This window comes from Pseudomonas sp. LAIL14HWK12:I1, from assembly GCF_003202095.1.
Lineage (GTDB): Bacteria > Pseudomonadota > Gammaproteobacteria > Pseudomonadales > Pseudomonadaceae > Aquipseudomonas > Aquipseudomonas monteilii.
This window is the reverse complement of the sequence record NZ_QJKG01000001.1, coordinates 26972-51338: the sequence shown is the minus strand read 5'-3', so window position 1 is coordinate 51338 and position 24367 is coordinate 26972. Positions and strand designations below refer to the sequence as shown.

General features: G+C 62.2%; 21 protein-coding genes. 5 read left to right on the top strand and 16 right to left on the bottom strand.

Features of this window, described 5'->3' with window-relative positions; all coding sequences use genetic code 11:
- Window positions 1-14: 14 nt before the first annotated feature.
- The 4 genes from D906_RS00270 to D906_RS00255 form a co-directional block, all read right to left on the bottom strand.
- Entirely contained in the window at window positions 15-311 is a 297-nt protein-coding gene (locus tag D906_RS00270; RefSeq protein ID WP_019099503.1) for a chorismate mutase, read from the bottom strand.
- Between the two features lie 258 nt (window positions 312-569).
- Window positions 570-3017 carry a TonB-dependent siderophore receptor gene (locus D906_RS00265; RefSeq protein WP_027614991.1) on the bottom strand — a complete coding sequence of 816 codons (2448 nt, stop codon included), beginning with the start codon at window positions 3015-3017 and terminating at the stop codon, window positions 570-572.
- A gap of 78 nt (window positions 3018-3095) precedes the next feature.
- A complete protein-coding gene (locus D906_RS00260) occupies window positions 3096-5339 on the bottom strand; it encodes a TonB-dependent receptor (RefSeq protein WP_027614990.1) in 2244 nt (747 codons plus the stop codon).
- Between the two features lie 217 nt (window positions 5340-5556).
- Complete coding sequence (locus tag D906_RS00255; protein ID WP_027614989.1) at window positions 5557-6480, bottom strand: LysR family transcriptional regulator; 924 nt, start codon at window positions 6478-6480, stop codon at window positions 5557-5559.
- Between the two features lie 103 nt (window positions 6481-6583).
- Here D906_RS00255 and D906_RS00250 point away from each other — a divergent pair, with 103 nt between their 5' ends.
- Window positions 6584-7237 carry an oxygen-insensitive NAD(P)H-dependent nitroreductase NfsB gene (locus D906_RS00250; RefSeq protein WP_019099499.1) on the top strand — a complete coding sequence of 218 codons (654 nt, stop codon included), beginning with the start codon at window positions 6584-6586 and terminating at the stop codon, window positions 7235-7237.
- A 60-nt stretch (window positions 7238-7297) separates the two neighbouring features.
- Here the strand turns inward: D906_RS00250 and D906_RS00245 are convergent, their stop codons facing one another.
- Complete coding sequence (locus tag D906_RS00245; protein WP_019099498.1) at window positions 7298-8452, bottom strand: cysteine desulfurase family protein; 1155 nt, start codon at window positions 8450-8452, stop codon at window positions 7298-7300.
- 187 nt (window positions 8453-8639) lie between these two features.
- Window positions 8640-9566: a LysR family transcriptional regulator gene (locus D906_RS00240; protein ID WP_019099497.1), complete on the bottom strand. Its 927-nt coding sequence runs from the start codon at window positions 9564-9566 to the stop codon at window positions 8640-8642.
- A gap of 140 nt (window positions 9567-9706) precedes the next feature.
- Between D906_RS00240 and D906_RS00235 the strand changes: the two genes are divergently transcribed.
- Window positions 9707-10939 carry an acyl-CoA dehydrogenase gene (locus D906_RS00235; RefSeq protein ID WP_019099496.1) on the top strand — a complete coding sequence of 411 codons (1233 nt, stop codon included), beginning with the start codon at window positions 9707-9709 and terminating at the stop codon, window positions 10937-10939.
- A gap of 69 nt (window positions 10940-11008) precedes the next feature.
- On the opposite strand, the gene D906_RS00230 is transcribed toward D906_RS00235, so the two are convergent.
- The 8 genes from D906_RS00230 to ribBA all read right to left on the bottom strand — a co-directional run bounded on the left by D906_RS00230 (window position 11009) and on the right by ribBA (window position 20434).
- On the bottom strand, window positions 11009-12361 hold the full coding sequence (locus tag D906_RS00230; protein WP_019099495.1) for an SPFH domain-containing protein: 1353 nt from the start codon (window positions 12359-12361) through the stop codon (window positions 11009-11011).
- A 142-nt stretch (window positions 12362-12503) separates the two neighbouring features.
- On the bottom strand, window positions 12504-13565 hold the full coding sequence (locus D906_RS00225) for a TerC family protein (RefSeq protein ID WP_019099494.1): 1062 nt from the start codon (window positions 13563-13565) through the stop codon (window positions 12504-12506).
- A 166-nt stretch (window positions 13566-13731) separates the two neighbouring features.
- Window positions 13732-15039 (bottom strand): substrate-binding domain-containing protein, encoded by a 1308-nt coding sequence (locus D906_RS00220; protein WP_027614988.1) that lies wholly within the window; start codon window positions 15037-15039, stop codon window positions 13732-13734.
- 97 nt (window positions 15040-15136) lie between these two features.
- Complete coding sequence (locus D906_RS00215; RefSeq protein WP_027614987.1) at window positions 15137-16285, bottom strand: ABC transporter ATP-binding protein; 1149 nt, start codon at window positions 16283-16285, stop codon at window positions 15137-15139.
- 19 nt (window positions 16286-16304) lie between these two features.
- Window positions 16305-17114, bottom strand: coding sequence for an ABC transporter permease (locus D906_RS00210; RefSeq protein ID WP_010954645.1), 810 nt, complete (start codon window positions 17112-17114; stop codon window positions 16305-16307).
- A 5-nt stretch (window positions 17115-17119) separates the two neighbouring features.
- On the bottom strand, window positions 17120-18037 hold the full coding sequence (locus D906_RS00205; RefSeq protein ID WP_016711177.1) for an ABC transporter permease: 918 nt from the start codon (window positions 18035-18037) through the stop codon (window positions 17120-17122).
- A complete protein-coding gene (locus D906_RS00200) occupies window positions 18034-19059 on the bottom strand; it encodes an ABC transporter substrate-binding protein (RefSeq protein WP_019099490.1) in 1026 nt (341 codons plus the stop codon). Before D906_RS00200 ends, D906_RS00205 begins: the two co-directional genes overlap by 4 nt.
- 253 nt (window positions 19060-19312) lie before the next feature.
- Window positions 19313-20434 carry a bifunctional 3,4-dihydroxy-2-butanone-4-phosphate synthase/GTP cyclohydrolase II gene (gene ribBA, locus D906_RS00195; protein WP_027614986.1) on the bottom strand — a complete coding sequence of 374 codons (1122 nt, stop codon included), beginning with the start codon at window positions 20432-20434 and terminating at the stop codon, window positions 19313-19315.
- A 78-nt stretch (window positions 20435-20512) separates the two neighbouring features.
- Between ribBA and D906_RS00190 the strand changes: the two genes are divergently transcribed.
- A complete protein-coding gene (locus D906_RS00190) occupies window positions 20513-20806 on the top strand; it encodes a DUF1330 domain-containing protein (protein WP_019099489.1) in 294 nt (97 codons plus the stop codon).
- 52 nt (window positions 20807-20858) lie between these two features.
- Here D906_RS00190 and D906_RS00185 read toward each other — a convergent pair whose 3' ends face one another.
- Window positions 20859-21581 (bottom strand): pirin family protein, encoded by a 723-nt coding sequence (locus tag D906_RS00185; RefSeq protein WP_019099488.1) that lies wholly within the window; start codon window positions 21579-21581, stop codon window positions 20859-20861.
- Between the two features lie 227 nt (window positions 21582-21808).
- Between D906_RS00185 and D906_RS00180 the strand changes: the two genes are divergently transcribed.
- A complete protein-coding gene (locus D906_RS00180; protein ID WP_027614985.1) occupies window positions 21809-22873 on the top strand; it encodes a polymorphic toxin type 44 domain-containing protein in 1065 nt (354 codons plus the stop codon).
- A complete protein-coding gene (locus D906_RS00175) occupies window positions 22860-23246 on the top strand; it encodes a hypothetical protein (protein WP_102047651.1) in 387 nt (128 codons plus the stop codon). Before D906_RS00180 ends, D906_RS00175 begins: the two co-directional genes overlap by 14 nt.
- Window positions 23247-23286: 40 nt before the next feature.
- On the opposite strand, the gene D906_RS00170 is transcribed toward D906_RS00175, so the two are convergent.
- Window positions 23287-24306: an alpha/beta hydrolase gene (locus tag D906_RS00170; protein WP_019099485.1), complete on the bottom strand. Its 1020-nt coding sequence runs from the start codon at window positions 24304-24306 to the stop codon at window positions 23287-23289.
- Window positions 24307-24367 lie beyond the last annotated feature (61 nt).

Genomic DNA, 24367 nt, shown 5'->3' with positions numbered 1-24367 from the left:
TGTGCAGCCCCGGTTTATTTGCCGGCCAAACTGGCATGCACGCTCAACTCTTCATCGATGAACACTGCAATCATCGCCCGATAAACCCGCTCCACCACCTCTGGCGAAGCCCCCGTTTCTTCGGCAACCCCCCTCACCTTGGCAATTACCTGCTCGACCCGCGCCGGTGCGCGCACGTCATCGGTGGTCTTTTTGAAAGCGGCCGCCTGGGCCACCAACTGGCCGCGTTGGGCGAGCAGGGCGACCAGGTTCTGATCGATGTGGTCGATGCGCGCGCGAACGTCTTCAATCGATGTGCAGCGTACGTCCATGTGTGAAGCTCCTTGGGGGTGATGCTGGACAGTACCACAGGTGCTGAGCCTTAGAAGTCGTAGCGCACGTTCAACGTAGCGTTCCTGGGGGCCCCGTAATGCCCGTAGTTGCCCGCCAGGCCAGCACAGTACTTCTGCCCGGTTGCGGGCTGGCACCGGGCTCAACGTGCGCAGGAAGCATGATCACCCGGCCACCAAGGTACAGCGCCTCTTCACTATCGTGGGACACCATGATCACCGCAGGGCGGCGGTTTCAGATCAGAAATCGTAACTCACGCTGGTGTAGTAGAACGCTCCCTGCGCCCCCTCCGGGCTGGTGATGGAGTATTTAGGCACGCCATACAACTGCGCGCCCTTGAGCTTGTCCGGGTGGCTGTCGAACAGGTTGATCGCGCCCGCCGACAAGGTCAGGCCCAGGTCGAAGCGGTACGACACATCCAGGTCGGTTACCCACTGCGGGCTGAAGGTCTGGTCCAGCGTGGGGTTTGCGGCGTTGCGGTTTTTCCACTCGCCATAACGGCGCTGGGCCACGGTGACGCTCCAGTTGTCATACAGCCAGTTGGCGCTGAGCGTGAGCTTGTCCTTGGGCGTGCCGTCCTCGATCAGCCCTTGGGTATTGCGGCCGATGATCTGGTTGCCGGGGATGTTGCCCACATCATCAAGCCCGGTGATTCGGGTGTTGTTGCGCGCATAGCCGCCGTTGAAGTCCACGCGCCCCCAGCGGCCCACGTCCAGCTGATAATGGCCAGCCAACTCGAAACCGTCGGTGCGGGTGTCGGCGATGTTGGTATAGAACGCCGCACTCTGGATGTTGGCATAGGGGGTGCCGGCGAAGATCGGGCCCACCACCGAGGCCGGCAACTGATCGGACAGGGTGATGCGGTTGTCGATGTCGATGCGGTAAGCGTCGAAGGTGACCGAGGCATTGGGCAACGGCCGCCAGACCAGGCCCACGGAGAAGTTGGTCGACTCTTCCGGCTTCAGCGCCTTGCCGCCCAGCAAAGCGGCTTCCGGGCTGTCGGCGCGCAGGGTGCGCTGCTGCACCTCCACCCAGTTGCCACTGCCTGGGGGCTGTTCCACCACCTGTACGCTGAACGACGACAACCCGCTCTGCACCAGCGAGGGCGCACGGTAGCCGGTACTGGCGCTGGCGCGGGCGGCAATCTGCTGGGTGAAGTCGTAGCGCAACGACAGCTTGCCGTTGGTGGTGTCGCCAAAGTCCGAATAGTGCTCGCTGCGCACGGCGACGCCGGCCTGGAATTTCTCGGTCAGCTGGGCTTCGACATCGAAGTAGGCACCGATCACGCGGCGGTCCAGCGACACGGCATCGACCTGGGTGATACCCGAGTAGTAACCGGGTATGCGCCTGCCGGTGATGGGGTCGATCGTGTTGAACAGCGGCCCGTTTGACCAGCCGGCGGCGTCACCTTCGCTGAGGTCGAAGTTTTCCTGGCGCCAGGCCAGCCCGGCGGAAATGGTCAGCGGCTTGAACAGCCAGCCGTTGGCGAAGTCGCGGGTCCAGTCCAGGGTCAGGTTGGTCTGGTCGGCTTCGCGGCGGCCGGTGTAGATGGTCGATGGGCTGGCGCTGCCCCAGCTGGGGTTGATCGCGTCGTGGTCGGTGGAATCGACCCGGTTGTCGCCGTAGTTCAACGCCAGGTCGAAGTTGCCCAGGGTTTCGTTTTCAAAGCGCAGCCCACCGGTGACGGCAAAGTCTTCCAGGCCATAGCGGGTGACCGGCAGGCGGCCGTCCGGGTAGCGCGCCAGGGCTACGCTGCCGTAGTTGTTGCGCAACGTGGTGGGCGGGTCGAAGAAGTTCTCGGCATCCGTATTCTTGTGCGCGTAGGTGGCAAAACCGTAGGCGCTCAGCCCCTCGCTCAGACCCATCTCGGCGTTGGCGGTGAAGTTGTACTGGTCCGAGACATTGCCCGAACCCCAGCGCCAGTTGCGGTAGCGGTTGTTCTGCTCGCGCGCGGTGTCGATGCTGGTGGAACCGGGGTAGAAGATGCGGTTGTCGTCGCGGGTGTCGCTCGCCGGGTCCTGGCTGCCGGCGTCGAAGGCCAGTGTCAGGAAGCCGTCGTTGGGCAAGGCAAAGCCCTTCCAGCCGCTGAGCTTGCGTTGCAGGCCGTCGCCTTTCTTGTAGCCGCCGAAGCGGTAGCCGGCGTTACCCCCTTCGTCACGCTCCTTGAGCACGATGTTGATCACCCCGGCGATGGCGTCCGAGCCGTACTGGGCGGCCGCGCCGTCGCGCAGGATTTCCACCCGTTCGATGGCCGACAGCGGGATCAAGCTGAGGTCCACGGCTGCCGCGCCACGGGCGTTGACCAGGCCTTGGCGGGTGACGTTGGCACTGGTGTGGCGGCGCTTGCCGTTGACCAGCACCAGCACCTGGTCCGAGGCCAGGCCGCGCAGCGAGGCGCCCTGGGCAATCGAGCCAGCAAAGGCGCCCTGGGGCGACTGCGGGAAGCTGAACGAGGGCGAAAGCGCGGTGAGTGCCGCGGACAGGTCGCTGGCGCCGGTTTCCTGGAGTTTTTCACCGCTCAGCACATCGACCGGCGCGGCGCTTTGCAGGGCGGTGACGTCGCTGCGGTGGGTACCGACCACGACCACGGTGTCGAGGCGGTCGTTGGGTTCGGCGGCGAAGGCGGGCACGGCGAGGCCGGCGATGGCCAGGGCAATGGCGCTGGCCAAGGGGGTGTGGTGGGGCATGGGTGTTCCTGCTGAATGATGTATTGGCAGTACTGGCCTCATCGCCGGCGAGCCGGCGACGAGGCCCGAAAGGGCAACCTAGAACCGGCTGGTAACGCTCAGCCCGACGGTGCGTGGGTCGCCATAGGTGATCACGTACTGCCCGGCGGTGCCGTTGGGCCGGCCGTGTACCTGGTAGCAGCGGTCGGTGAGGTTGTTGACGAAACCGGTCACGCTCAGCTTGTCGTCGTGGCTGAACCAGCTCAGGCGGGCGTTGGCCAAGGTGTAGTGGGGCTGGCTGAGGGTTTCGTCGGCGCTACTCTGGCGGTCGGCCAGGAAGTACTCCTTGTCACGGAAGCTCACGTCACCACCTGCCACCAGCTTGCCCCCCACTTCCAGCGGGATGGTGTAGTCGGCACCCAGCGACACCACGTTGCGCGGCGAACGCACGAAGCTGTTGCCGCTGTAGTCGCCGGTCACCGCGCCGGTGTTGGGGTTGGTGTTCTTGAAGTCGGTGTACTCGGTGTCGAGGAACGACACCGCCGCGCGCAGGTGCAGGCGCTCGGTCGGCTGGCCTTCGATTTCCAGTTCTGCGCCTTTGACCTTGCCCTTGGCGCCGTTGGTCAGTGCGGTGGTGAGCACGCCGTTGTTCACCGTCAGCAGGTTCACCTGGATGTCGGAGTAGTCGTAGTAGAAGAGGTTGGCGTTGACGGTCAGGCGGCGATCGAACCACTCCGACTTCAGCCCCAGCTCGTAGGCATCCAGCTCTTCCGGGTCGACCGTGGTCAGCTGTGCCAGGCTGGTCGAAAGCCCGGTGTTGAAACCGCCCGAGCGGAAACCGTGGGCGTAGCGGAAGAACACCCGCAGGTTGTCATTGATGCGGTACTCGGGCGTCAGGTCGTAGGTCCAGGCCTCCCAGGTCTTGTCTTCCTGGCGGTTACCGTTGGTGCCCACACCGCCCAGCGGGATCAGCGGACCGCTGGCGGTGGCGCGGGTCAGTTGCACCAGGTCCAGGTCGATGTCTTTCTTCTCCTGGGTCCAGCGCAGGCCGCCGGTGACGCTGAAATCATCGGTAAAGTCGTAGGTCAGGTTGCCAAACAGCGCATAGCTGTCGGTGCGGTGGTCGTAACCCAGGTCACGGAACGCGGTGGTGCCCACCTGGTTCGAGCCGGTGCCGTTGGGCGTCGGCCCGGGGTTGACGATGCGTTGCGCCGAGCTGTCCAGGTCTTCATGGAAGTAGTGTGCACCCACCAGCCAGTGCAGCGGGCGGTCTTCCGGCGAGGCCAGGCGCAGCTCTTGCGACCACTGGCGGTAGCTGTTGTCGGTGATGGCCGCGCCGTTGACCTCGTAGGGGGTGTAGTCGGCATCGCTGGTGGAGCGGTTGCGGATGTAGTCGTAGGCGCTGATCGAGGTCAGGGTGTAATCGCCGAGGTACCAGTTGAAGGTCAGCGAGGCGCCGTCGTGGTCCAGGCGATAGTCTTCGTTGACGTTCAGCGAGATATCGCGGCCGTGCGGGCGTTCGTAGCCGACGTTGTAGTAGCGGCCAACCGGCAGCGAGCCGTTGCTGCCATCGCCTTTGAACTGGCGGCTGTGCAGTTTGAGCAGGGCGTCCAGGTCCGGGTTGAGCTGGGCCAGGAACTGCAGACGGATAGCTTTCTTGTTCACATCACCGTAGGTGTTGCCGTCGAAGTCGTTGTTCTGGAAACCGTCACGCTCTTCGGAATACAGCGCTACTCGCCCGGCCAGTCTTTCATCGACCAGCGCACCGCCGATGGCACCGGTGACAATACGCTCGTTCTTGCTGCCGAAGCCGACAGTGCCATAGCCGTCGGTGTCGAAGGTGGGCTTCTTCGAGATCACGTTCACTGCGCCGGCCGTGGTGTTCTTGCCATACAGGGTGCCTTGCGGCCCGCGCAGGATTTCGATGCGTTCCAGGTCGAACAGCGGCCCGCCACCGGCGATGGGCGCGTTGAGGTAGACATCGTCCGCGTAGATGCCCACCGGGAAGACGGTTGCCGCGCCGGTATCGCCGGTGCCCAGACCGCGGATATACCAACGCGGGCGACCGTCGCCATCGGGGTTCTTGGCCGAGGCGTTGGGCACGAAGGTGGTAATGTCGCCCATCGAGCGCACGCCATCGGCGGTGATGCTGGTGCCCTTGATGGCCGACACGGCAACCGGTACTTCCTGCAAGGTCTGCTCTCGGTGCTGAGCGGTGACCGTTACGGTTTCAAGGGCGGGTTCGTTCTTGTTGTCTTCGTCGGCGGCGATGGCCTGGCTGCCGGTACCGGCCAACAGCAGCGCAAGGCTGATCTGGCGGGCCAGTGGATTGAGCGGATGCATGGTGGATCTCCCCGTATGTAAAGCGTTGTTGGGGAGGGCTAGAGCAGGGACTGTGCCATTTTTCTAACTTATTGATATATATGGTTTTTATTGGATTGTTCCGGCGGTGTTGCAGGTTGCGCAGCAGTCGGGTGCTGGGCGGGTGCTGCTGGGGCAGCAGTGGTGGCGTGCAACCTGTTGCGAGCATTTTTGTGCTCTGCTCGCTGCCTGCTGGCACTCAGTCCGGGACGATTGTGCAACCTTTGTTCAGTGCGCGAGCACGCAGGACCTCGAAGTGGTCGCGCAGCCACAGGTGCAGTAGCGACACCGCAGGCGTGAGTTGTTTGCGGTGTGGGCAAACCAGGGTTACAGGCACGGATTCACCCAGGTATTCGGGCAGGATGATCTGCAGTTCGCCGGCTGCAATATTGGCGCTTACGTCCAGCCACGATTTGTAGACGATGCCTTCACCTTGCAGGGCCAGACGGCGGATTACGTCGGCATCGTCGCTGACCAGCGGCCCGCTGACCTGCACGGTGCGGTTGCCCACCCGCCACTTGTCGTAGACCCGGTTGTGCTGCATGTACAGCAGGCAGGCATGCTCTTGCAGGGCTTCGGGCGTGACCGGGTGGCCGTGGCGGGCCAGGTACTCGGGCGATGCCACCAGCACCCGGCGATTCCAGCTGGCCAAGGGCAGGGCGATGTAGTTGGCATCCTGGTTGAGGCCATAGCGGATGGCCACATCCACCGGGTCACGGTTCAGGTCGGCAATCTGGTCGGACAGAAAGAAGCGCAGGTGCAGGGCCGGGTGCTCCCGGCGAAAGGCGCTCAGCCAGGGCAACAGCATGTTGCGGCCCAGGTCGGAAGGCGCCGACACCTGAAGGGTGCCACGCAGGGTGCCAGGGTTGCCATGCAGGTCTTCGCGCCCCTGGCGAAGGCTATCCAGCACGTTCAGGGCGGTCGGCAAGTAGCGCTCGCCTTCGGCGGTAAGGCGCAGGCTACGGGTGGTACGGGCAAACAAGCGCACATCGAGGTCGCGTTCGAGGCGTTTGATCGCAGCAGCCACTTGCCCCGGCAGCAGACCGGCTTCATGGGCGGCGGCCGTGAAGCTGCCCAGTACGCTGCTGCGCACGAACAGTTCGAGGTCGGTGATGCGCAGCATCTTCACTCCAGGTGTGAAAGTGTTGCTGCATTGTGCCGGTTTTTCTTTGCGGCAGGAAAGATAAGATGCCCGGCAAATCCCCTGTACATTCCGGAGTTGTTGCATGGATACCGTCTCGCTGGCCAAGCGCCGCTACACCACCAAAGCCTACGATGCCTCGCGCCGCATTCCCCAGTCCACTGTCGATGCCCTGCTCGAGCAACTGCGCCACAGCCCGTCCTCGGTCAATTCCCAACCCTGGCACTTCATCGTCGCCGACACGGCCGAAGGCAAGGCCCGCCTGGCCAAGAGCACCACGGAGCGCTTTGCTTACAACACGCCTAAACTGCTCGATGCTTCGCACGTGATTGTGTTCTGCACCCGTACCGAAATGCCCGAAGCGCACCTCAATGCCGTGCTCGAGCAGGAAGCTGCCGATGGCCGTTTCCGCGATGAGCAGGCGCGAGCCGCGCAGAACCAGAGCCGCCGTCACTACGTCGACCTGCACCGTCATGACCAGAAGGACGTGCAGCACTGGATGGAGAAGCAGACCTATCTGGCATTGGGTACTGCATTGCTGGGGGCTGCGGCACATGGCCTGGACGCCACGCCCATCGAGGGCTTCGACAGCAAGATCCTGGATGCCGAGCTGGGGCTGCGTGAACGTGGCTTCACCAGCGTGGTGATCCTCAGCCTGGGCTATCGTGCTGAAACGGACTTTAACGCCGGGCTGAACAAGTCACGCTTGCCGGCGTCGCAGGTGTTCACCTTCCTGTGAGGTTACCGGGGCGCTGGGTGCCCCGGTGACGCCGTGCGGCAGGCCGCGCCAGGGCGCGGCTTACCACAACGCTGCGGATGCTGCTGTCAGTACCCGGGCAAATACGTCGATCGCTTTGTCCACTTCGGCCTCGGTGCTGAAGCGCCCGATGCTCAAGCGCACACTGTTGCGTGCCTGGTGCTCGTCCAGCCCCAGCGCCATCAGCACATGTGAGGCTGCATGGCTGGCCGAGTTGCAGGCCGAGGTGGTCGATAACGCCAACTCATTGGCCAGCGCCGCACTGTTGAAGCCCTTGCTGTCGATGCACAGGTTCAGGGTATGGGGAATGCGTTGGCTGGCGCAGCCGTTCAGGCTGACGCCGGGCAAGGCCAGCAGGCCTTCGCGCAGACGCTTTGCCAGTTGTTCCAGGTGCTGGTACTCACTGTCACCGGGTTGGCCGGCCAAGGCAAAAGCGCTACCCATGCCGGCGATCTGGTGGGTCGCCAGGGTGCCGGAGCGCAGGCCCTGTTCATGGCCGCCGCCGTGCATCTGCGCACGCATCAGCGCACGGGCGCGTGGCCCGACGTATAGCGCGCCGATGCCTTTTGGCCCGTAAACCTTGTGTGCCGAAAACGACATCAGGTCCACGGCCATCGTGTTCAGGTCGATGGCCAGCTTGCCCACGGCCTGCGCTGCGTCCACGTGCAGCAAGGCACCGTGGGCACGCACCTGCTCACCAATGGCGGCAAAGTCGGTGACCGTGCCCAGCTCATTGTTGACCGCCATCAACGATACCAGGCGGGTATCGGGGCGCAGTGCGGCCTGTACGCTGGCGGGCTGGATCAGGCCGGCGGCATCCGGGGCCAGGCGGGTAACGGCCCAGCCTTGGCGCTCCAGTTCGGCCACGGTGTCGAGCACGGCTTTGTGTTCAAGTTGGCTGGTGATCAGGTGCCCAGGCTGGCCGGCGCCTTGAGCAATGCCTTTTAGCGCCAGGTTGTTGGACTCGGTCGCGCCCGAGGTCCAGACCAGGCGCTCGACGTGTGCGCCGACACGCTCGGCCACTTGCTGGCGGGCTTGCTCCACGGCTTGTCGGGCAGCCTGGCCGAAGGCATGACCACTGGACGCCGGGTTGCCGAAGTTGGCTTGGCTGCCAAGGCTGGCGAGCATGGTTTCGATGACCCGGTCGTCGACTGGAGTGGTGGCGGCGTAATCAAAGTAGAGCGGGGCGCTAGGCATTGAGGCAGGTCCATGTCTGTCGCCGTGAAATCGGCGATTGATGGAGTAAGCGTATCCGCCATCCGAGAGAAATTTTTTACTTCCCACAGTGCATTTTTGGGTGCCTCCACATAGATTTCCTATTTATTTGTAGCTTTGTAGGACTTTTTTCTCCTTGGTGGCCATGAGCGATCCCTTGTGCGTATCTTCAGGCGGGCTCCGAGGCTCTTTCTTCCTCAGCCACCACGCGTTCGCACAGTTCGGTGATTTGCTCACGCATCCACCGGTTGGCCGGGTCTTGGTCGGTGCTTTCATGCCAGTACAGGTGCGTTTCGAGCGCGGGTACTTCCACTGGCAGGGGGTGATAGCGCAGCTGATGGCGGCGGGCGAAGCGCTCGGGCACGGTCATCGCCATGTCGGTTTGCTGCAATACCTGCGAAGCCATCAGGTAGTGCTGCGAGCGCAAGGCCACTTTGCGCTGTACGCCCATCTTGCCCAGCGCCAGGTCGACATAGCCCAGGCCGTTACGGCGGCTGGAGATATGGATGTGGGTCATGCCCAGGTAGCTGTCGAGGGTCAGCTTGCTGTCGGCCAGCGGGTGGCCCTGGCGCAAGGCACAGACATAATGGTCTTGCATCAGCTTGACGTGGCGTACCTGCGGGTCGGTGTTCAGGGGGGCATCGATGGCGAAGTCCAGGCGGCCGGCGGCGAGCTCCTTGGTGGTTTCGCGGCGCTTGCACAGGAAACTCTCGATCAGCACCGCCGGCGCCAGGCGGCGCAGGCGCTGGAACAGTGGGGGCAGGATTACCGCCTCGGTCAGGTCGGTCATGCTGATGCGGAAGGTCTTGTTGGCTTGTTGCGGGTTGAAGATACGGCTTTCCTGCACCGACGTACGCAACAGCGCCAGGGCGTTGCGCACCGGGCCGATGATGTTCTGTGCCATGGGCGTGGGCACCATGCCCTGCGCGGTGCGCACGAACAGCGGGTCGTTGAAGGTTTCGCGCAACCGCGAAAGGGCGTTGGACACCGCTGGCTGCGTGATACCTACAATCTGCCCGGCGCGGGTCAGGTTGGCTTCGGTGTAGATCGCATCGAACACGATGAACAGGTTGAGGTCGACCTTGCTGAGGTTCATGGGCGCCGCTCTTTGTTGGAGTTATTGGCGGATCATATATCGGTTATGAATGTTTATACACGCGGAAAATAGACTAGATGGATGGGCGCATGCTGCTCTAGGCTCTGGCCCATGTACCCCGAACCGTGAAGGTAGCCCCGATGGATTTCGCCTATTCGCCCAAGGTCCAGGCACTGCGCGAGCGCGTTACTGCGTTCATGGACGCCTATGTCTACCCCGCCGAAGCGGTGTTCGAGCGCCAGGTCGCCGAGGGCGACCGCTGGCAGCCCACTGCAATCATGGAAGAGCTCAAGGCCAAGGCCCGCGCCGAAGGCCTATGGAACCTGTTCTTGCCTGAATCGGAATACGGCGCCGGCCTGAGCAACCTGGAATACGCCCCGCTGGCGGAAATCATGGGCCGCTCGTTGCTTGGCCCGGAGCCGTTCAACTGCTCGGCGCCGGATACCGGCAACATGGAAGTGCTGGTGCGTTACGGCAGTGAAGCGCAGAAACGCCAATGGCTGGAGCCGCTGCTGCGTGGCGAGATCCGCTCGGCGTTCGCCATGACCGAGCCGGACGTGGCCTCCTCGGACGCCACCAACATGGCCGCCACGGCCGTGCGTGACGGTGACGAGTGGGTGATCAACGGCCGCAAGTGGTGGACCTCCGGCGCCTGCGACCCGCGTTGCAAGGTGATGATCTTCATGGGCCTGTCCGACCCCGAAGGCCCGCGCCACCAGCAGCATTCGATGGTGCTGGTGCCCACCGATGCGCCCGGTGTGAAGATCGTCCGCCCGCTGCCGGTGTTCGGCTATGACGATGCCCCGCATGGTCACGCCGAAGTGCTCTTCGAAAACGTGCGGGTGCCGTATGAAAACGTAATCCTTGGTGAGGGCCGCGGTTTCGAGATTGCCCAGGGTCGCCTTGGCCCGGGCCGTATCCACCACTGCATGCGTTCGATCGGCATGGCCGAACGTGCGTTGGAACTGATGTGCAAGCGCTCGGTGGAACGCACCGCCTTTGGTCGGCCGCTGGCACGGCTGGGTGGCAACGTCGACAAGATTGCCGACTCGCGTATGGAGATCGACATGGCCCGGCTGCTGACGCTGAAAGCGGCCTACATGATGGACACCGTCGGCAACAAAGTGGCCCGCAGCGAGATCGCGCAGATCAAGGTGGTGGCGCCGAACGTGGCCTTGAAAGTGATCGACCGGGCGATCCAGATACATGGCGGGGCAGGGGTGAGCGGCGATTTCCCACTGGCCTACATGTACGCCATGCAACGCACCCTGCGCCTGGCTGACGGGCCGGATGAAGTGCACCGGGCGGCAATTGGCAAGTATGAGATTGGCAAGTATGTGCCGGTGGAGATGTTGCGTACCAGCGGGCGGTGACAGGCGTTGATTGTTGTTAGCCCTCACCGGCCTCTTCGCGGCTTTAGCCGCGAAGAGGCCGGTGAGGGCTTACTTGGTTTTCAGGTCAATCACCAGATCTTTGGCGGCCTTCGTAGCCAGTACACTCATGAGCTTGCTCATTTCATCCTGCCGCCCAACGCCTGATTCGGGTCCCCCCATCATCACGCTCGGCACTGGCGCCCTTGCAGCAGCCTCTGCCCAGGCCCGGTTGATCTTCACCATCGCATCCAGTTTGGTTTGCAGGGCACCATCCGCCTTGAGCGTGGCCTCACGGGCGTAGGCTTCGGCATCGGCCGTGATCTTGGTCGCTTCTGCAGTGACACGGGCCTTGTCCCGAAGCAACTCGGCCGTCTGTTTGTCGATCTCGGCGCGCCGCTTCTCCCGTTCCGCGTTGATTAGCGCAAGCTGCTTTTCGGTCTCGGCTTCGGTGGTACGTTCAATCTGCTGGCGCAGGCTTTCCTGACGTTTGGCCTCGACGTCCTTGGCACCACGAGCAGAGACCAGTTCCTTCTCTTCTTCTTCCTTGAGCCGGTTTTGACGAGCCACGGCCAGTTCGGCCAGCGCCTGTTGTACGCGGACCATACGTTGCTGATACTGCGGGTTGGGGTCGATATGAGTGACCCGCGCGTCGACTACTTCAACGCCAAACAGGCGGAATTGCTGTTGCTTGCGCAACTCCCGACCATCTTTGTCGAGCTTCTTTTCGATGACGAAACGCGTAGCGCTGTTGTCCCCAAAACTACCCTGTTCGGTGCCAGCCTGCAGAATCGCGGTTTGGGCCGGATGATTATCACGTTGAACGCGGATCTCCTTGCGGCTGGTCAAGTACAGGCCGTTGCGCAGCTGATTCTCGAACTCGGCACCGAAGTGACTACGGTTACCCGCATAGTAATCGTCGGCACTCATCAGTGAGGCCGTGGCTTGCAGTGTTTCCTTTACCGCCGGCAATAATGCACGTTGCAGGAAGTTGTCTGGCGTGCGGTATTCTTGGGCGATTTTCAAGAAGGCTTCACCCGAAGGCAGGCGAAACTGGGTACTGAATTCTGCCTTCGCATCGACATTGCCCAGAAACACGATGGGCAGATTGTCCAGTGTGATGGACGGATGGCCGCCGCGAGTGTCTTCCGGGTTGTCCATGCGCAAGGAAGATTGGACGCCGATGGTACGGCGCCAGGCTGTACTGCGGCCGAACCATTTTGTGGCGTAGCCAACGTCTTCAACCACTTTCTCTTCGCCAAAGATCGTACGTACGTGGGTCATCTGACCCGCTTCGTTATAGAAAAACACTTCATTGAACATTCCTGCGAGTACGCCAGCGGCCAGGATCGGGATGCCAACGACTGTAACCAGCTTGCGGTTGATACGAAATTGGGAAAGGTCAGGAATAGACAGCTTTTGCATGGAGCACTCCTTGTGCGGAAAGTCACCATGCTGGCGAAGCTGTGCCTGTGTTCACAATCAGACCACTCGCATACCTTGCTTAGGAAAAATCGTTGGATTGATTAGGAAAAAATCCACCCTGGTTAGGCTGCATCACAGCAACTCAGACCCGCAGTTGCGGGTCTTCGTCTTTTTCTCGTGCCATGGTCGCATTCGAAACAGGATTCGGTTGCTCAGACTCGGCCGCCACTTTCTGTCCTCTGGTCTTGACCAACGAAACCACCACCCCACCCAGCAGCAACCCGAATGTCACCCCTAACGACAGCAACGCCGGCACCTTGCCCACCATGCCGTGGTAGAAAATCTTGCAGCCAATAAAGATCAACACCAACGCCAGCGCGTACTTGAGGTAAACGAACCGGTGCATCAGCGCCGACAGCGCGAAGTACAGCGAGCGCAGCCCAAGGATGGCGAAGATGTTGGAGGTGTAGACAATGAACGGGTCCTGGGTAATGGCGAAGATCGCCGGCACGCTGTCGACGGCGAACACCAGGTCGGCCAGTTCGATCAGCACCAGCGCCAGAAACAACGGGGTGGCATAGCGCAGGGCTTTACTGTGCCCAGGCGGGGTCTTGCGCACGAAGAAGTGCGAGCCGTGGATCTGGTCGGTGACCCGCATGTGCCGGCGTACGAACTTGATGATCGGGTTGTTGGCCAGGTCCGGGCGGCTGTCTTCTTTTGACAGCGCCATCTTCACCCCGGTGAACAGCAGGAAGGCGCCGAACAGGTACAGCACCCAGGCAAAGTTCTGCACCAGCGCCGCGCCCACGCCGATCATGATCGCCCGCAGGAACACCACCCCCAGGATGCCCCAGAACAGTACGCGGTGCTGGTAGCGGCGGGGGATGGCGAAGTAGCTGAAGATCATCGCCATGACGAACACGTTGTCCATCGACAGCGACTGCTCGACCAGGAAGCCGGTGTAGAACTCCAGCGCCGACTGGGCGCCCAGCTGGTACCAGACGCCGGCGCCGAACAGTACACCGACGCTGAAATAGCCCGAATACAGCAGCAGGCTTTCGCGCATTTCGATTTCCCGGTCGTGCCGGTGCAGCACGCCCAGGTCGAGCACCAGCAAACCGATGACGATGGCCATGAACACCAGCCACAACCAGGCGCTGGTACCGAGAACGGGGGTGGTGAGGAATGCGTGCAGAGCTGTCATGAGCCCCTCCTTGAATGTCGACGTTGCAAGGCAACAGTGATCCGACATGGCGGCTTGGCAGCCGTCAGAGGGGCCCGGTATCACATGAACTTGAGCCTAGACCCGTTTGCCATGGGTGCCGAATGGGGAGCTGTTACATTTCTTTGCCAAGGCCGCAATCACACCTTCAATACACCCACACCTCTACCCGACGGTTACGCAGGCGCCCTTGCTCCAGTTCATTGCCGGCCACTGGCAGTTCATCGCCCATGCCCGTTACCTCAAGCACCTCGACACCATCGCGTGCCAGCTCGCGGCGCACGGCCTGGGCGCGAAGGCGGGAGAGCAGGGCAGCGCGCCCGGGCGTTTCCTTGGGGTCGCCAAACCCTACCAGCACGGCCTTGCTCTGCAACTTGCCGGCCTGGCGCAGGTATTCGACCACCCGCTGCACATCGCGCAGTGCCTTGTTGTCGAGGCTGGCACTGCCTTCCTGAAAGCGGAAGTTCACGCTCAGCCGCTGCGCTTTCTGGGCCAGGGTGCGATAGCGTGGCGGCATGTCGGCCAGGGGCGGAACCGGCTGAGCCTTGATCTGCTGTGACACGAAACCCTGCTGGGCAACGATCGCCTGGCCAGCCGGGCTTTGGGCGAAATCGGCCAGGGCCTTGGCCTGTGGCTTGGGGTTGGCCGGCAGGTAGAAGTACAGGCGCCGTGACAGCGGGTAGTCTTCGCTGGCCACCAGCGCGCGCTCTGGCAGCATGGCAAGTGCGTCGCCTTCGGCCACCGCTAGCACCTTGGCACCGTGCACTGCGGCCAGGCTACTGAAGCCGATGGCCTGACGGTCGGTGGCTACTTGCGAAGCCAGCTCGTCGCTGGACTCGAAGCGCCGCGCCTTGGCTGATAGTTCGTCGTGCAGCGGCTCCAGCACAAGCGCCTTGAACGTCTCGTACGTGCCGGACCGGTCGTCACGGGCATAGAGGTGGATGGCGCCGCCAGCAATGCCCAATTGTTCCCAGCGCTGGATCTGCCCGGAAAAAATCTGCGCCAGTTGCTGGGTGTTCAGTTGTGGCAGCGGGTTGTCAGGGTGGACGATGACCGCCACGCCGTCCAGGCCGATGACTTGTTCGGCGCTGGCAGCGCGCAGGTCGCCCAGAGCACGTAACTGATGCAATTCGCTGTCGTTGATCGGCCGCGAGGCGGCCGCCAGGTCGGCGTCGCCACGGCCGAGGGCGATGAAACCGGTGCTGGTCCCGTGAGCGGCAACATCGATGCGTATTGGCTGGCCATGATCGTCCTGCGCGGTGATTACGGTCTCGTTGGCGACGTTGCCCGGTTGCTGTTGGATGGCGGTGGCTTGCTGCGCACGCAATTGCCCCTGCACCAGTGCCGGCAGCAAGGCGGCGCCGATGGTGTTGGAGCCCTGGACGCGCAGGTGAGCGGGCTCGGCCGGGGTCGCTAGCGGTAGCAGGGTGAGCAGCAAGACAAGCAGGCGCAGCATGCCGGGTGGCCTATGGCATAGAGTTGGCCGGCAGATTACGACAGTGGCGTGATGATAATGTGACAGTGGTAGGGGCCGCAAAGCGGCCCCCGCGATCTCAATGCGCCCCGGCCGACTTGCTCAAATCACTTTCGGCCCACTCGGTATAGATACATGCATCCGCCACCGCCCAGCGCACTTTCACGCTGTCGCCAGGTTGCATAGGCATACCCGCAGCCGACAGCGCCTTCACTGTCAGTTCGGTACCACCCGCCGTCACCACATGGCAGGTCTGGCTCTCACCCAGGAACAGCACTTCGCCAACCTTGGCACTGACTTCGTTCCAGCCCGCCGGCAGCGGCTCGCGTGCAGCCTGTTCGGCGGCCAAGGCCAGGGCTTTTTCCGGGCGCACCATGATCAGGGCATCCTGCGAGGCAGTGAGGCCCGGGGTCAGGCGAATGGCCACCGGCTGGCCCTCGAAACTGCCCGCGCCATTGCTGCTGGCCTTGATACGCAGGAAGTTGGAGTTGCCCAGGAACGACGCGACAAAGGCATTCGGCGGGTTCTGGTACAGGTCGTAACCGGTGCCCAGGCCGACGATCTTGCCATGGCTGAAAATGGCGATGCGCTGGGACAGGCGCATGGCTTCTTCCTGGTCGTGGGTGACGTAGACGATGGTGATGCCGAGCCGACGGTGCAGCTGGCGCAGCTCGTCCTGCAGGTCTTCGCGCAGTTTCTTGTCCAGCGCACCGAGCGGTTCGTCCATCAACAGGATGCGCGGCTCGTACACCAGCGCCCGGGCAATGGCCACACGCTGTTGCTGGCCTCCGGACATTTGCGAAGGCTTGCGGTGGGCGAACTTTTCCAGCTGTACCAGCTTGAGCATGGCATCGACGCGCTTGGCGGTTTCGGTCGCGTCGAGCTTGCGAATGGCCAGCGGGAAGGCAATGTTGTCGCGCACGTTCAGGTGCGGGAACAGCGAGTAGCGCTGGAACACCATGCCGATATCACGCTTGTGTGGCGGCACGTTCACCAGCGACTGGCCATCGACCAGGATCTCGCCACTGCTGGGCGTTTCGAAGCCGGCCAGCATCGACAGGGTGGTGGATTTGCCCGAGCCGCTGGAGCCGAGGAAGGTCAGGAACTCGCCGTCCTGGATTTCCAGGTCGAGGTTGTCCACGGCGGTGAAATCGCCGTAGTGCTTGTTCAGGCCGCGCAGGCTGACCAGGGTCTTGCCGGGCGCGTTGTCTTTGATCACTGCACTCATTGTTGTTTTCTCCGCGCGCTCAGGCGTTTGTTTCGGTGCGCCGGCGCAAGGCGGCGGCAATGAACATCACAAGCAGCGACAAGCCGATCAGCAGGGTCGAGGCCACGGCGATGACCGGGCTGAGGTCCTGGCGCAGGGTGGTCCACATCTTCACTGGCAGGGTCTGCAGGTCGGGGCTGGCCATCATCACGCTCAACACCACTTCATCCCACGACACCAGGAAGGCGAACAGGCCGCCGGCGATCATCCCCGGGCGAATGGCCGGGAAGGTGACCTTGAAGATGGCCTGCAGGCGCGAGGCGCCGCAGATCACCGCGGCATCCTCGATCGACTGGTCGAACAGTTTCAGCGAGTTGATGATCGAGATGATGGTGAAGGGCAGGGCAACGATCACATGGCTGACCACGAACGCGAACAGCGTGCCGGTGTAGCCGAGCTTGAGGAACAGGGCGTACACCGCCACGGCGATGATCACCAGTGGCACGATCATCGGCATGGTGAACAGCCCGTACAGCAGCTCGCGGCCCGGGAAGCGGCCCCGTACCAAAGCGAATGCACTGGGCAGGCCCAGCAGCACGGCGGCAATGGTGGTCAGCACGGCCACCTTGAGGCTGGCCAGCGCGGCGTCCATCCACTCCGGGTTGGAGAAGAACTGGCCGTACCACTTGAAGGTCCAGCCCGGTGGCGGAAACACCAGCCACTGGGACGAGCCGAACGACAGCAACACGATGAACACCACCGGCAGCAGCAGGAAGGCCGCAATGACCCCGGTGGTCAGGTACAGGCCCGTGCGCAGCGGGCGGCCCATGGCATTGGGAGACAGGAGCATGGCGGTTACCTCGCGTTGCCAACCGGGGATTCCGGCTGCAGCTTCAGGTACAGGTAGAAGAGCACCAGGGTGATCACCACCAGCAGTGCGGCGGCGGCGCTGGCCAGGCCCCAGTTGAGGAACGACTGCACCTGCTGGATGATGAATTCGGGCAGCATCATGTTCTGTGCCCCGCCCAGCAGCGCCGGGGTGACGTAGTAACCGAGCGACATCACGAACACCATCAGCGCCCCGGAGAACAACCCCGAGCGGCACAGCGGCAGGAACACCTTCCAGAAGTTGGTCCATGGGCTGGCGCCGCAGATGGAACCGGCCTGCAGCACCATCGGGTCGATGGCGTGCATGGTCGCCTGCAGCGGTAGCACGATGAACGGGATCATGATGTAGCTCATGCCGATCACCACGCCGGTGAGGTTGTGCACCATTTCCAGCGGGGTATCGATGATACCCATGGCCATCAACGCCTTGTTGATCACCCCCGAGCTTTGCAGCAGCACCAGCCACGAGTAGGTACGTGCCAGCAGGCTGGTCCACATCGACAGCAGCACGATGTTCAGCAACCAGCGGCCCCAGCCCTTGGGCACCAGAGTGATTGCCCAGGCCAGCGGGAAGCCCAGCAGCACGCTGATCAGGGTGACCACGCCGGCCACCGAGAAGGTGTTGAACAGCACCCGTGCGTAGGCCGAGTTGGCGAACAACTGCTCGTAGTTGCCCAGCCCCGGCGTTGGCTCCAGCACCCCGCGCAGCAACAGGCCGACCAGCGGGGCGAAGAAGAACAGGCCAAGGAACAGCAGGGCCGGCAGCAGGTTGCGGCTGCCCTTCCAGCGCTGGCTCAGGCTGGCACGGCGTGGGGCGGTACCCGAGGCGCCGGTACCCGTGGGGGCACCTTGCGCGTTATGCAGGGCGTTGATGGCGACTTTCATTTGACCAACCACTCATTCCAGCGGGCCGCGATGGCCTGGCCGTTCTTGGCCCAGTAGGCGAAGTCCAGGGTGACCTGGTCCTGGGCGTAGGCAGTGGGCAGGTTCGGTGCCAGGTCTTTGTCGAGCTTGGACACGCTGTCGACGTTCACCGGTGCGTAGGCAGTCTTGTTGGCAAACTCGGCCTGGCCTTCGGCGCTGCTGGCGTTGGCCAGGAACTTCATGGCCGCGTCCTTGTTCTTGGCGCCTTTGGGGATGACCAGGAAGTCGGCCATGACCAGGTTCTGTTTCCAGCTCACGCCCACTGGCGCGCCATCTTGCTGCAGGGCATAGACGCGGCCGTTCCAGAACTGGCCGAGCGAAGCCTCACCCGAGGCCAGCAGCTGTTGCGACTGAGCGCCACCGCCCCACCAGACGATGTCTTTCTTGATGGTGTCGAGTTTCTTGAAGGCGCGGTCCAGGTCCAGCGGATACAGCTTGTCGGGCGCTACGCCGTCGGCCAGCAGGGCCAGTTCCAGCACGCCAGGGCTCGGCCATTTGTACAGGGCGCGTTTGCCGGGATAGGTCTTGGTGTCGAACAGCGCGGTCCAGTCAACCGGCTTGTTGGCACCGAGCTTGCCTTCGTTGTAGCCCAGCACGAAGGAGAAGAAGAACGAGCCAACGCCGTGGTCGGAAACGAAACGCGGGTCGATCTTGTCACGTTTTATCTGGTTGAAGTCGAGGGGTTCCAGCAGGCCTTCGCTGGCGGCACGCAGGGCAAAGTCGGCTTCGACATCGACCACGTCCCACTGCACGTTGCCGCTTTCGACCATGGCCTTGAGCTTGCCGTAGTCGGTTGGGCCGTCCTGGACGACTTTGATGTCGGTGGCTTTGGTGAAGGGGACGGCCCACGCTTCTTTCTGGGCGTCCTGGGTGGTACCGCCCCAGCTGACGAAATTCAGGCTGTCAGCGGCCACGGCGGCTTGACAGGCCAGGGTCAGCAGGCTGGCGGACAGCACTGCGGTTACACGTTTGCTCAACAGCATGGTTACGCCCTCGTTGCTTTTGTTATTCGAGGCGGGGCTTGTGGTGCGCCCGCCAACAGTGTTCGGGGAGCAGCTAAAACAAAGTGTCTGGGTGGCCGTTTGTAATTGTAGGTGCCGGCCTGCAGATTCAAGGTCTACGGGATATCATATTATGGTATTCCAAGCTTTTGGCAAGAGGTATGAGGCGACCGGCCATCACTCCGCCCGTTCAGAAACGCTGCGGGGCCCCGCCAAATCAGATGCTTATGTATTTTCAGCCGAGCATCCCGGGCTCGAAGGGAATGCTCTGCACCACCTCCAGTTCATACCCCGCCAGCCCGGCATACTTCAGCGGAGGCCCCAGATGGCGCAGCTTACCCACGCCCAGGTCCTGCAGAATCTGTGCCCCGGTGCCCACTTCGGAGTACACCTTCGATTGCCCGCGCTGATAAGGGCGCACCGGCTGGGTCAGCTGCGGTACGCGCTCCAGCAGGGCTTGGGAGGATTCATGGTTGGCCAGGATCACCACTACACCAGCCCCTTCCTCGGCCACCTTCTGCAAGGCCGCCCATAACGTCCAGTTGGCTGGCCCGGCGTATTCGGCACCTACGAGGTCGCGCAGCGGGTCGATCACATGCACTCGCACCAAGGTCGGCTGCTCGCGGCGGATATCACCCATGACCATGGCCATGTGCACGCCGCCTTCGATGCGGTCTTCATAGGTGACCAGGCGGAAGGTGCCATGCACGGTCGGCAGCTCGCGTTCACCGATGCGCTTGATGGTCTGCTCGGTGCTCAGGCGGTAGTGGATCAGGTCGGCGATGGTGCCGATCTTGATGCCATGCTGCGCGGCGAATACTTCAAGGTCCGGGCGGCGGGCCATGGTACCGTCGTCGTTGAGCACTTCGACAATCACCGAGGCCGGGCTGAAGCCGGCCAGGCGGGCCAGGTCGCAGCCGGCTTCGGTGTGGCCGGCACGGGTCAGCACGCCGCCTTCGCGGGCGCGCAGGGGGAAAATGTGGCCGGGTTGCACCAGGTCTTCCGGGCGAGCGTCAGGGGCCATGGCCGCGGCCACGGTGCGTGCCCGGTCGGCGGCGGAGATGCCGGTAGTGACGCCAGTGGCCGCTTCGATCGACACGGTAAACGCCGTGCTGAACACGCTGCCGTTGGCGGGCACCATCTGTTCCAGCCCCAGGCGTTGGCAATGTTCATCGGTCAGGGTGAGGCAGATCAGGCCACGCGCTTCGCGGGCCATGAAATTGATGGCCTGGGCGTCGCAACGCTCGGCGGCGATCAGCAGGTCGCCTTCGTTTTCCCGGTCCTCGTCATCCACCAGCAGGACCATCTTGCCTTGCCGGTAGTCCTCGAGAAGTTCCTCGATGGTGTTGAAAGCCATGTTGCACGCTCACTGTGGTGGGGTGATTTTTATGGTATACCATCATACACAAATATCGCCGTAACAGGAGAGCAGCGCATGAAGGCCTATTGGATCGCCCATGTGGACGTGACCGACCCCGAGCAATACCAGCAGTACACCCAGCGCGCCCCGGCTGCCTTCAAGGCGTTCGGCGGCCGCTTCCTGGCCCGTGGCGGGCGCAGCGAGGCGATGGAAGGGCGGCATACCCCTCAGCGTAGCGTGGTGATCGAGTTCGATTCGTACGAGCAGGCGGTGGCGTGCTACCGGTCGGAGCTGTATCAGGAGGCCTGCAGCCATCGCCAGGGCGTGGCCAAGGCCGAGGTGATCATTGTGGAGGGGTTCGAGGCTTGAGTTGCATTTGTCGGCCCTTTCGCAGTTTTACCCGCGAAAGGGCCGACTCGGTTCAAGGCATACCTGGCAATTCATGCGGACGCAGGTCAAACACCAGCACCTCGGCATCTACCCCATTGCCCAGCTCAAGTACCTGTTCCTGCCTGACCCGCACGCCATCCCCTTCATTCAGCAGTTGCCCATTGAGCTCGATGCTGCCCCGGGCCACATGCACATAGGCATGGCGGTTTTCCGGCAAGGTCAGCGTGGCGCGTTCGTCGCCGTCGAACAAACCGGCATACACCCGCGCATTCTGCCTGACCTGCAACGACCCCTCGGCACCGTCCGGCGAGATGATCAGGCGTAGCTTGCCGCGCTTTTCCTCCGCACTGAAATGCTGTTGCTGGTAACGCGGTGTTGCGCCTTGCACGTTCGGCACGATCCAGATCTGCAGAAAGTGCACCGGTTGCGCCTGGCTGTGGTTGAACTCGCTATGGGCCACGCCGTGGCCTGCGCTCATCAGTTGCACATCGCCCGGGCGTATCACCGAGCCGGTACCCAGCGTGTCCTTGTGCTCCAACGCGCCTTCCAGCACGTAGCTGAAAATTTCCATGTCGCGGTGAGGGTGTTGGCCAAAGCCCTTGCCAGCGATGACGCGGTCGTCGTTGATCACCAGCAGGTCGGAGAAACCTTGCTCGTCCGGGTTGCGGTAATGGCCGAACGAGAAGGTGTGGAAGGACTTCAGCCAGCCGTGGAAGGCCAGGCCACGGTCTTGGGCGTTGCGTAGGGTGAGCATGGTGATTCTCCTTGAAAGCCGGGGCCGGGAGGGCTGCCGTGCTGTTGATGGAGATAACTTTACTGTCACCTGAATGTTGGAAAAACGGTGTTGGTGTTGAATTACTGTCTCGTGACAAGTGACAGTCGGACATGGCCTTTTGTAGGACATTTCTGTTTTGGGGACTGATCGGTTCCCGTCCATTGCATGGGTGATAGCTTCCAGACTTTCCATGCAGGGAGCTACTTATGACACGTGTATCGATACACGGCAAAGGACAGGCACTCGATGGCGACCTCACCACCACCGGTGCGGTGTGCATTGCCAGCAGCACCCACTACCGCGCGAACAACCAGCGGGCGCTGAGGCTGGGAGATATCACCACTGAGTGCCCGAATTGCAAGAGGCCCGGCGTCATTGTTGAGGGAGTCCCGTTCTTCAACATCGAAGGAAAACCAGCTGTGGTAGATGGGGCGCTGGTCAAGTGTGGCTGTCCAGAGGGTAGTAACCGTGTCGTGGCCATGGGGGGACGTGGCTTGGCGGCAAGCCCCTCGGCGGCACAGCAGACAAGCCAGGCGGCAACATCAGGCCAAGCCGGCTCCACTTCCCCCTTGAAAGCTTCGCTATCAGAAGCAAAACCGCAGCCCGTAATCTGCAAACATCCTGACATGATGGAGCAGGTTGCCAGCTACATTGCTGGAGAAATGAATCGCAACATCACACACCCATCCGTGCTGAAAATGCGGAAGCTAACCAGCTTTGACGCGACAGAGGAACATGCAAAATTTCAAAAGCTGCCTTGGTATGCACGTCTTTTGCCGCCTGACTTTCAAGCAATGATGGTGGGTAACACTGCTGCCGCGATGGCGCTTTGGACAGAGAGGGTTGGTCAGAACAGGCCCTGGGATCACAAGGTGGCGATCGCACACCGGTTTGGTAGGGTTTGGCATAAACACGGTGAAGTCGACTACTACTACGACATCTGGTCGAACATCCACTATGGCTATGTAGGGCGGGCGGGGGGCCTTTCAGAAAGTGTTCTTCTGGATGGTGCCGGGCTTGAGCAGATTGCATCAGACAGCATTCGGAAGGTTCAAGATTGGGATGAACAAGATGGGCCTCGTCGCTACGCAGACATCGACGGGATGCGGGCTTGGGATGATATAGGCGATCGTGTTTCCATCAGTATTGGCATCAAACTGTATACGCAGCACCCAAACGGTGGGATTACGGCAAAGGTGCTCATGGAAGAGGTATTAGCATTGCCACTGTCAAGCTGGGGAGGTAGCGTACGTGATCATGTCTGCAACTAAACCGAAACGGCATCTCTGGCGCTGGGTGGTTGCGATAATGCTCGCCCCAATCGTCTTTTGGTATGTCGCCACACCCTGGGTAAGTTTTCATTTTTCTGACAAAGGCCAGGGTCGCCTTGGCTATATCTTGAATGTTCAGCACGACATATCAAAAGGTGAGATCTACCCAGGTGAAACCACCGGCGGCCCCGGCCACATCTTCCCGAACGACCAATTTTTCATGCAGCTCGATTGGAACAACGGTGGAAAGTGGCACTGCATTCGGGCCAAACCCAAGTGGCCCAGGATCGATATCTACATCGGGGCGGACGGTGCCATAGATAGCCGCACCGATGGCAGATTCATTGAAGCCTGCGGGCCATTTCCGCAATAGAAGCAAAAGACCCGCCTAGGCGGGTCTTTTGCTTATCGACTCACTGCAGATGCACTTTAAGTTCGGTACCCGCCTGCCTCATCGCCGCCTTCACCGCCGGCACCTGGCTCAACGGGTTCAACAGCCCATAGTCATGAATCATCCCGTTGTAGCGCACCGAAGTCACGGTCACGCCGGCCGCATTCAGCTTGCGGGCATACGCTTCACCCTCATCGCGCAGCACATCGAATTCGGCGGTCTGCACCAGTGCTGGCGGCAACCCTTTCAGCTGTTCACTGCTGGCCCGCAGCGGCGAGGCGTAGATCTGGTCCCGTGCCTTGGCATCGGTGGTGTAGTTGTCCCAGAACCACTTCATCATCCCGGTGGTCAGGAAGTGCCCTTCGGCAAACTGTTTGTACGATGCCGTCTCGAAGCTGGCATCGGTCACCGGCCACAGCAGCAACTGGAAGCGCAGGGCAGGGGTGCCGGCCTCTTTGGCCTTGAGTGCTACCACCGCGGCCATGTTGCCGCCCACGCTGTTGCCGGCCACGGCCAGGCGCTTGCCGTCAACGCCGATTTCCTTGCCATGCTCGGCCACCCAACGGGTAGCGGCATAGGCCTGGTTGATCGCCGTCGGGTAGTGCGCTTCTGGCGATGGGGTGTAGTCCACATAGACCGCCACCGCACCTGAGCCGACCACCAGGTCGCGGATCAGCCGCTGGTGGGTCGGGAAATCGCCTAGCACCCAGCCGCCGCCGTGGAAGAACATGAACACCGGCAGGTCGCCCTTGACGTTGGCCGGGCGTACCACTTGCAGCTTGATCGACTCGCCGTTGGCCTGGATGGTGCGCTCTTTTACCTCGATACCGGAAAGGTCGACTTTGACCGAAGCCTGGGCGCCGGTGAGCACTGCGCGGGCGTCTTTCGGGCTGAGTTGCTCCAGTGGCTTGCCGCCGCCTTGTTCCAGGGCCTGGAGAAAGGCCTGGGTGTGTTGCTCGACACCTGGGCTACCAGCGGCGAAGGCGCTGGAGACGGACAGGGCCAGAAGGGAAGCGGTGAGGGCTTTGTGGACAATGTTCATGAGCGAATCCTTTTCTATGCAAGTGTTGGTAATGGGCGTCTTGCCTGGCCTGCCGGGCCAT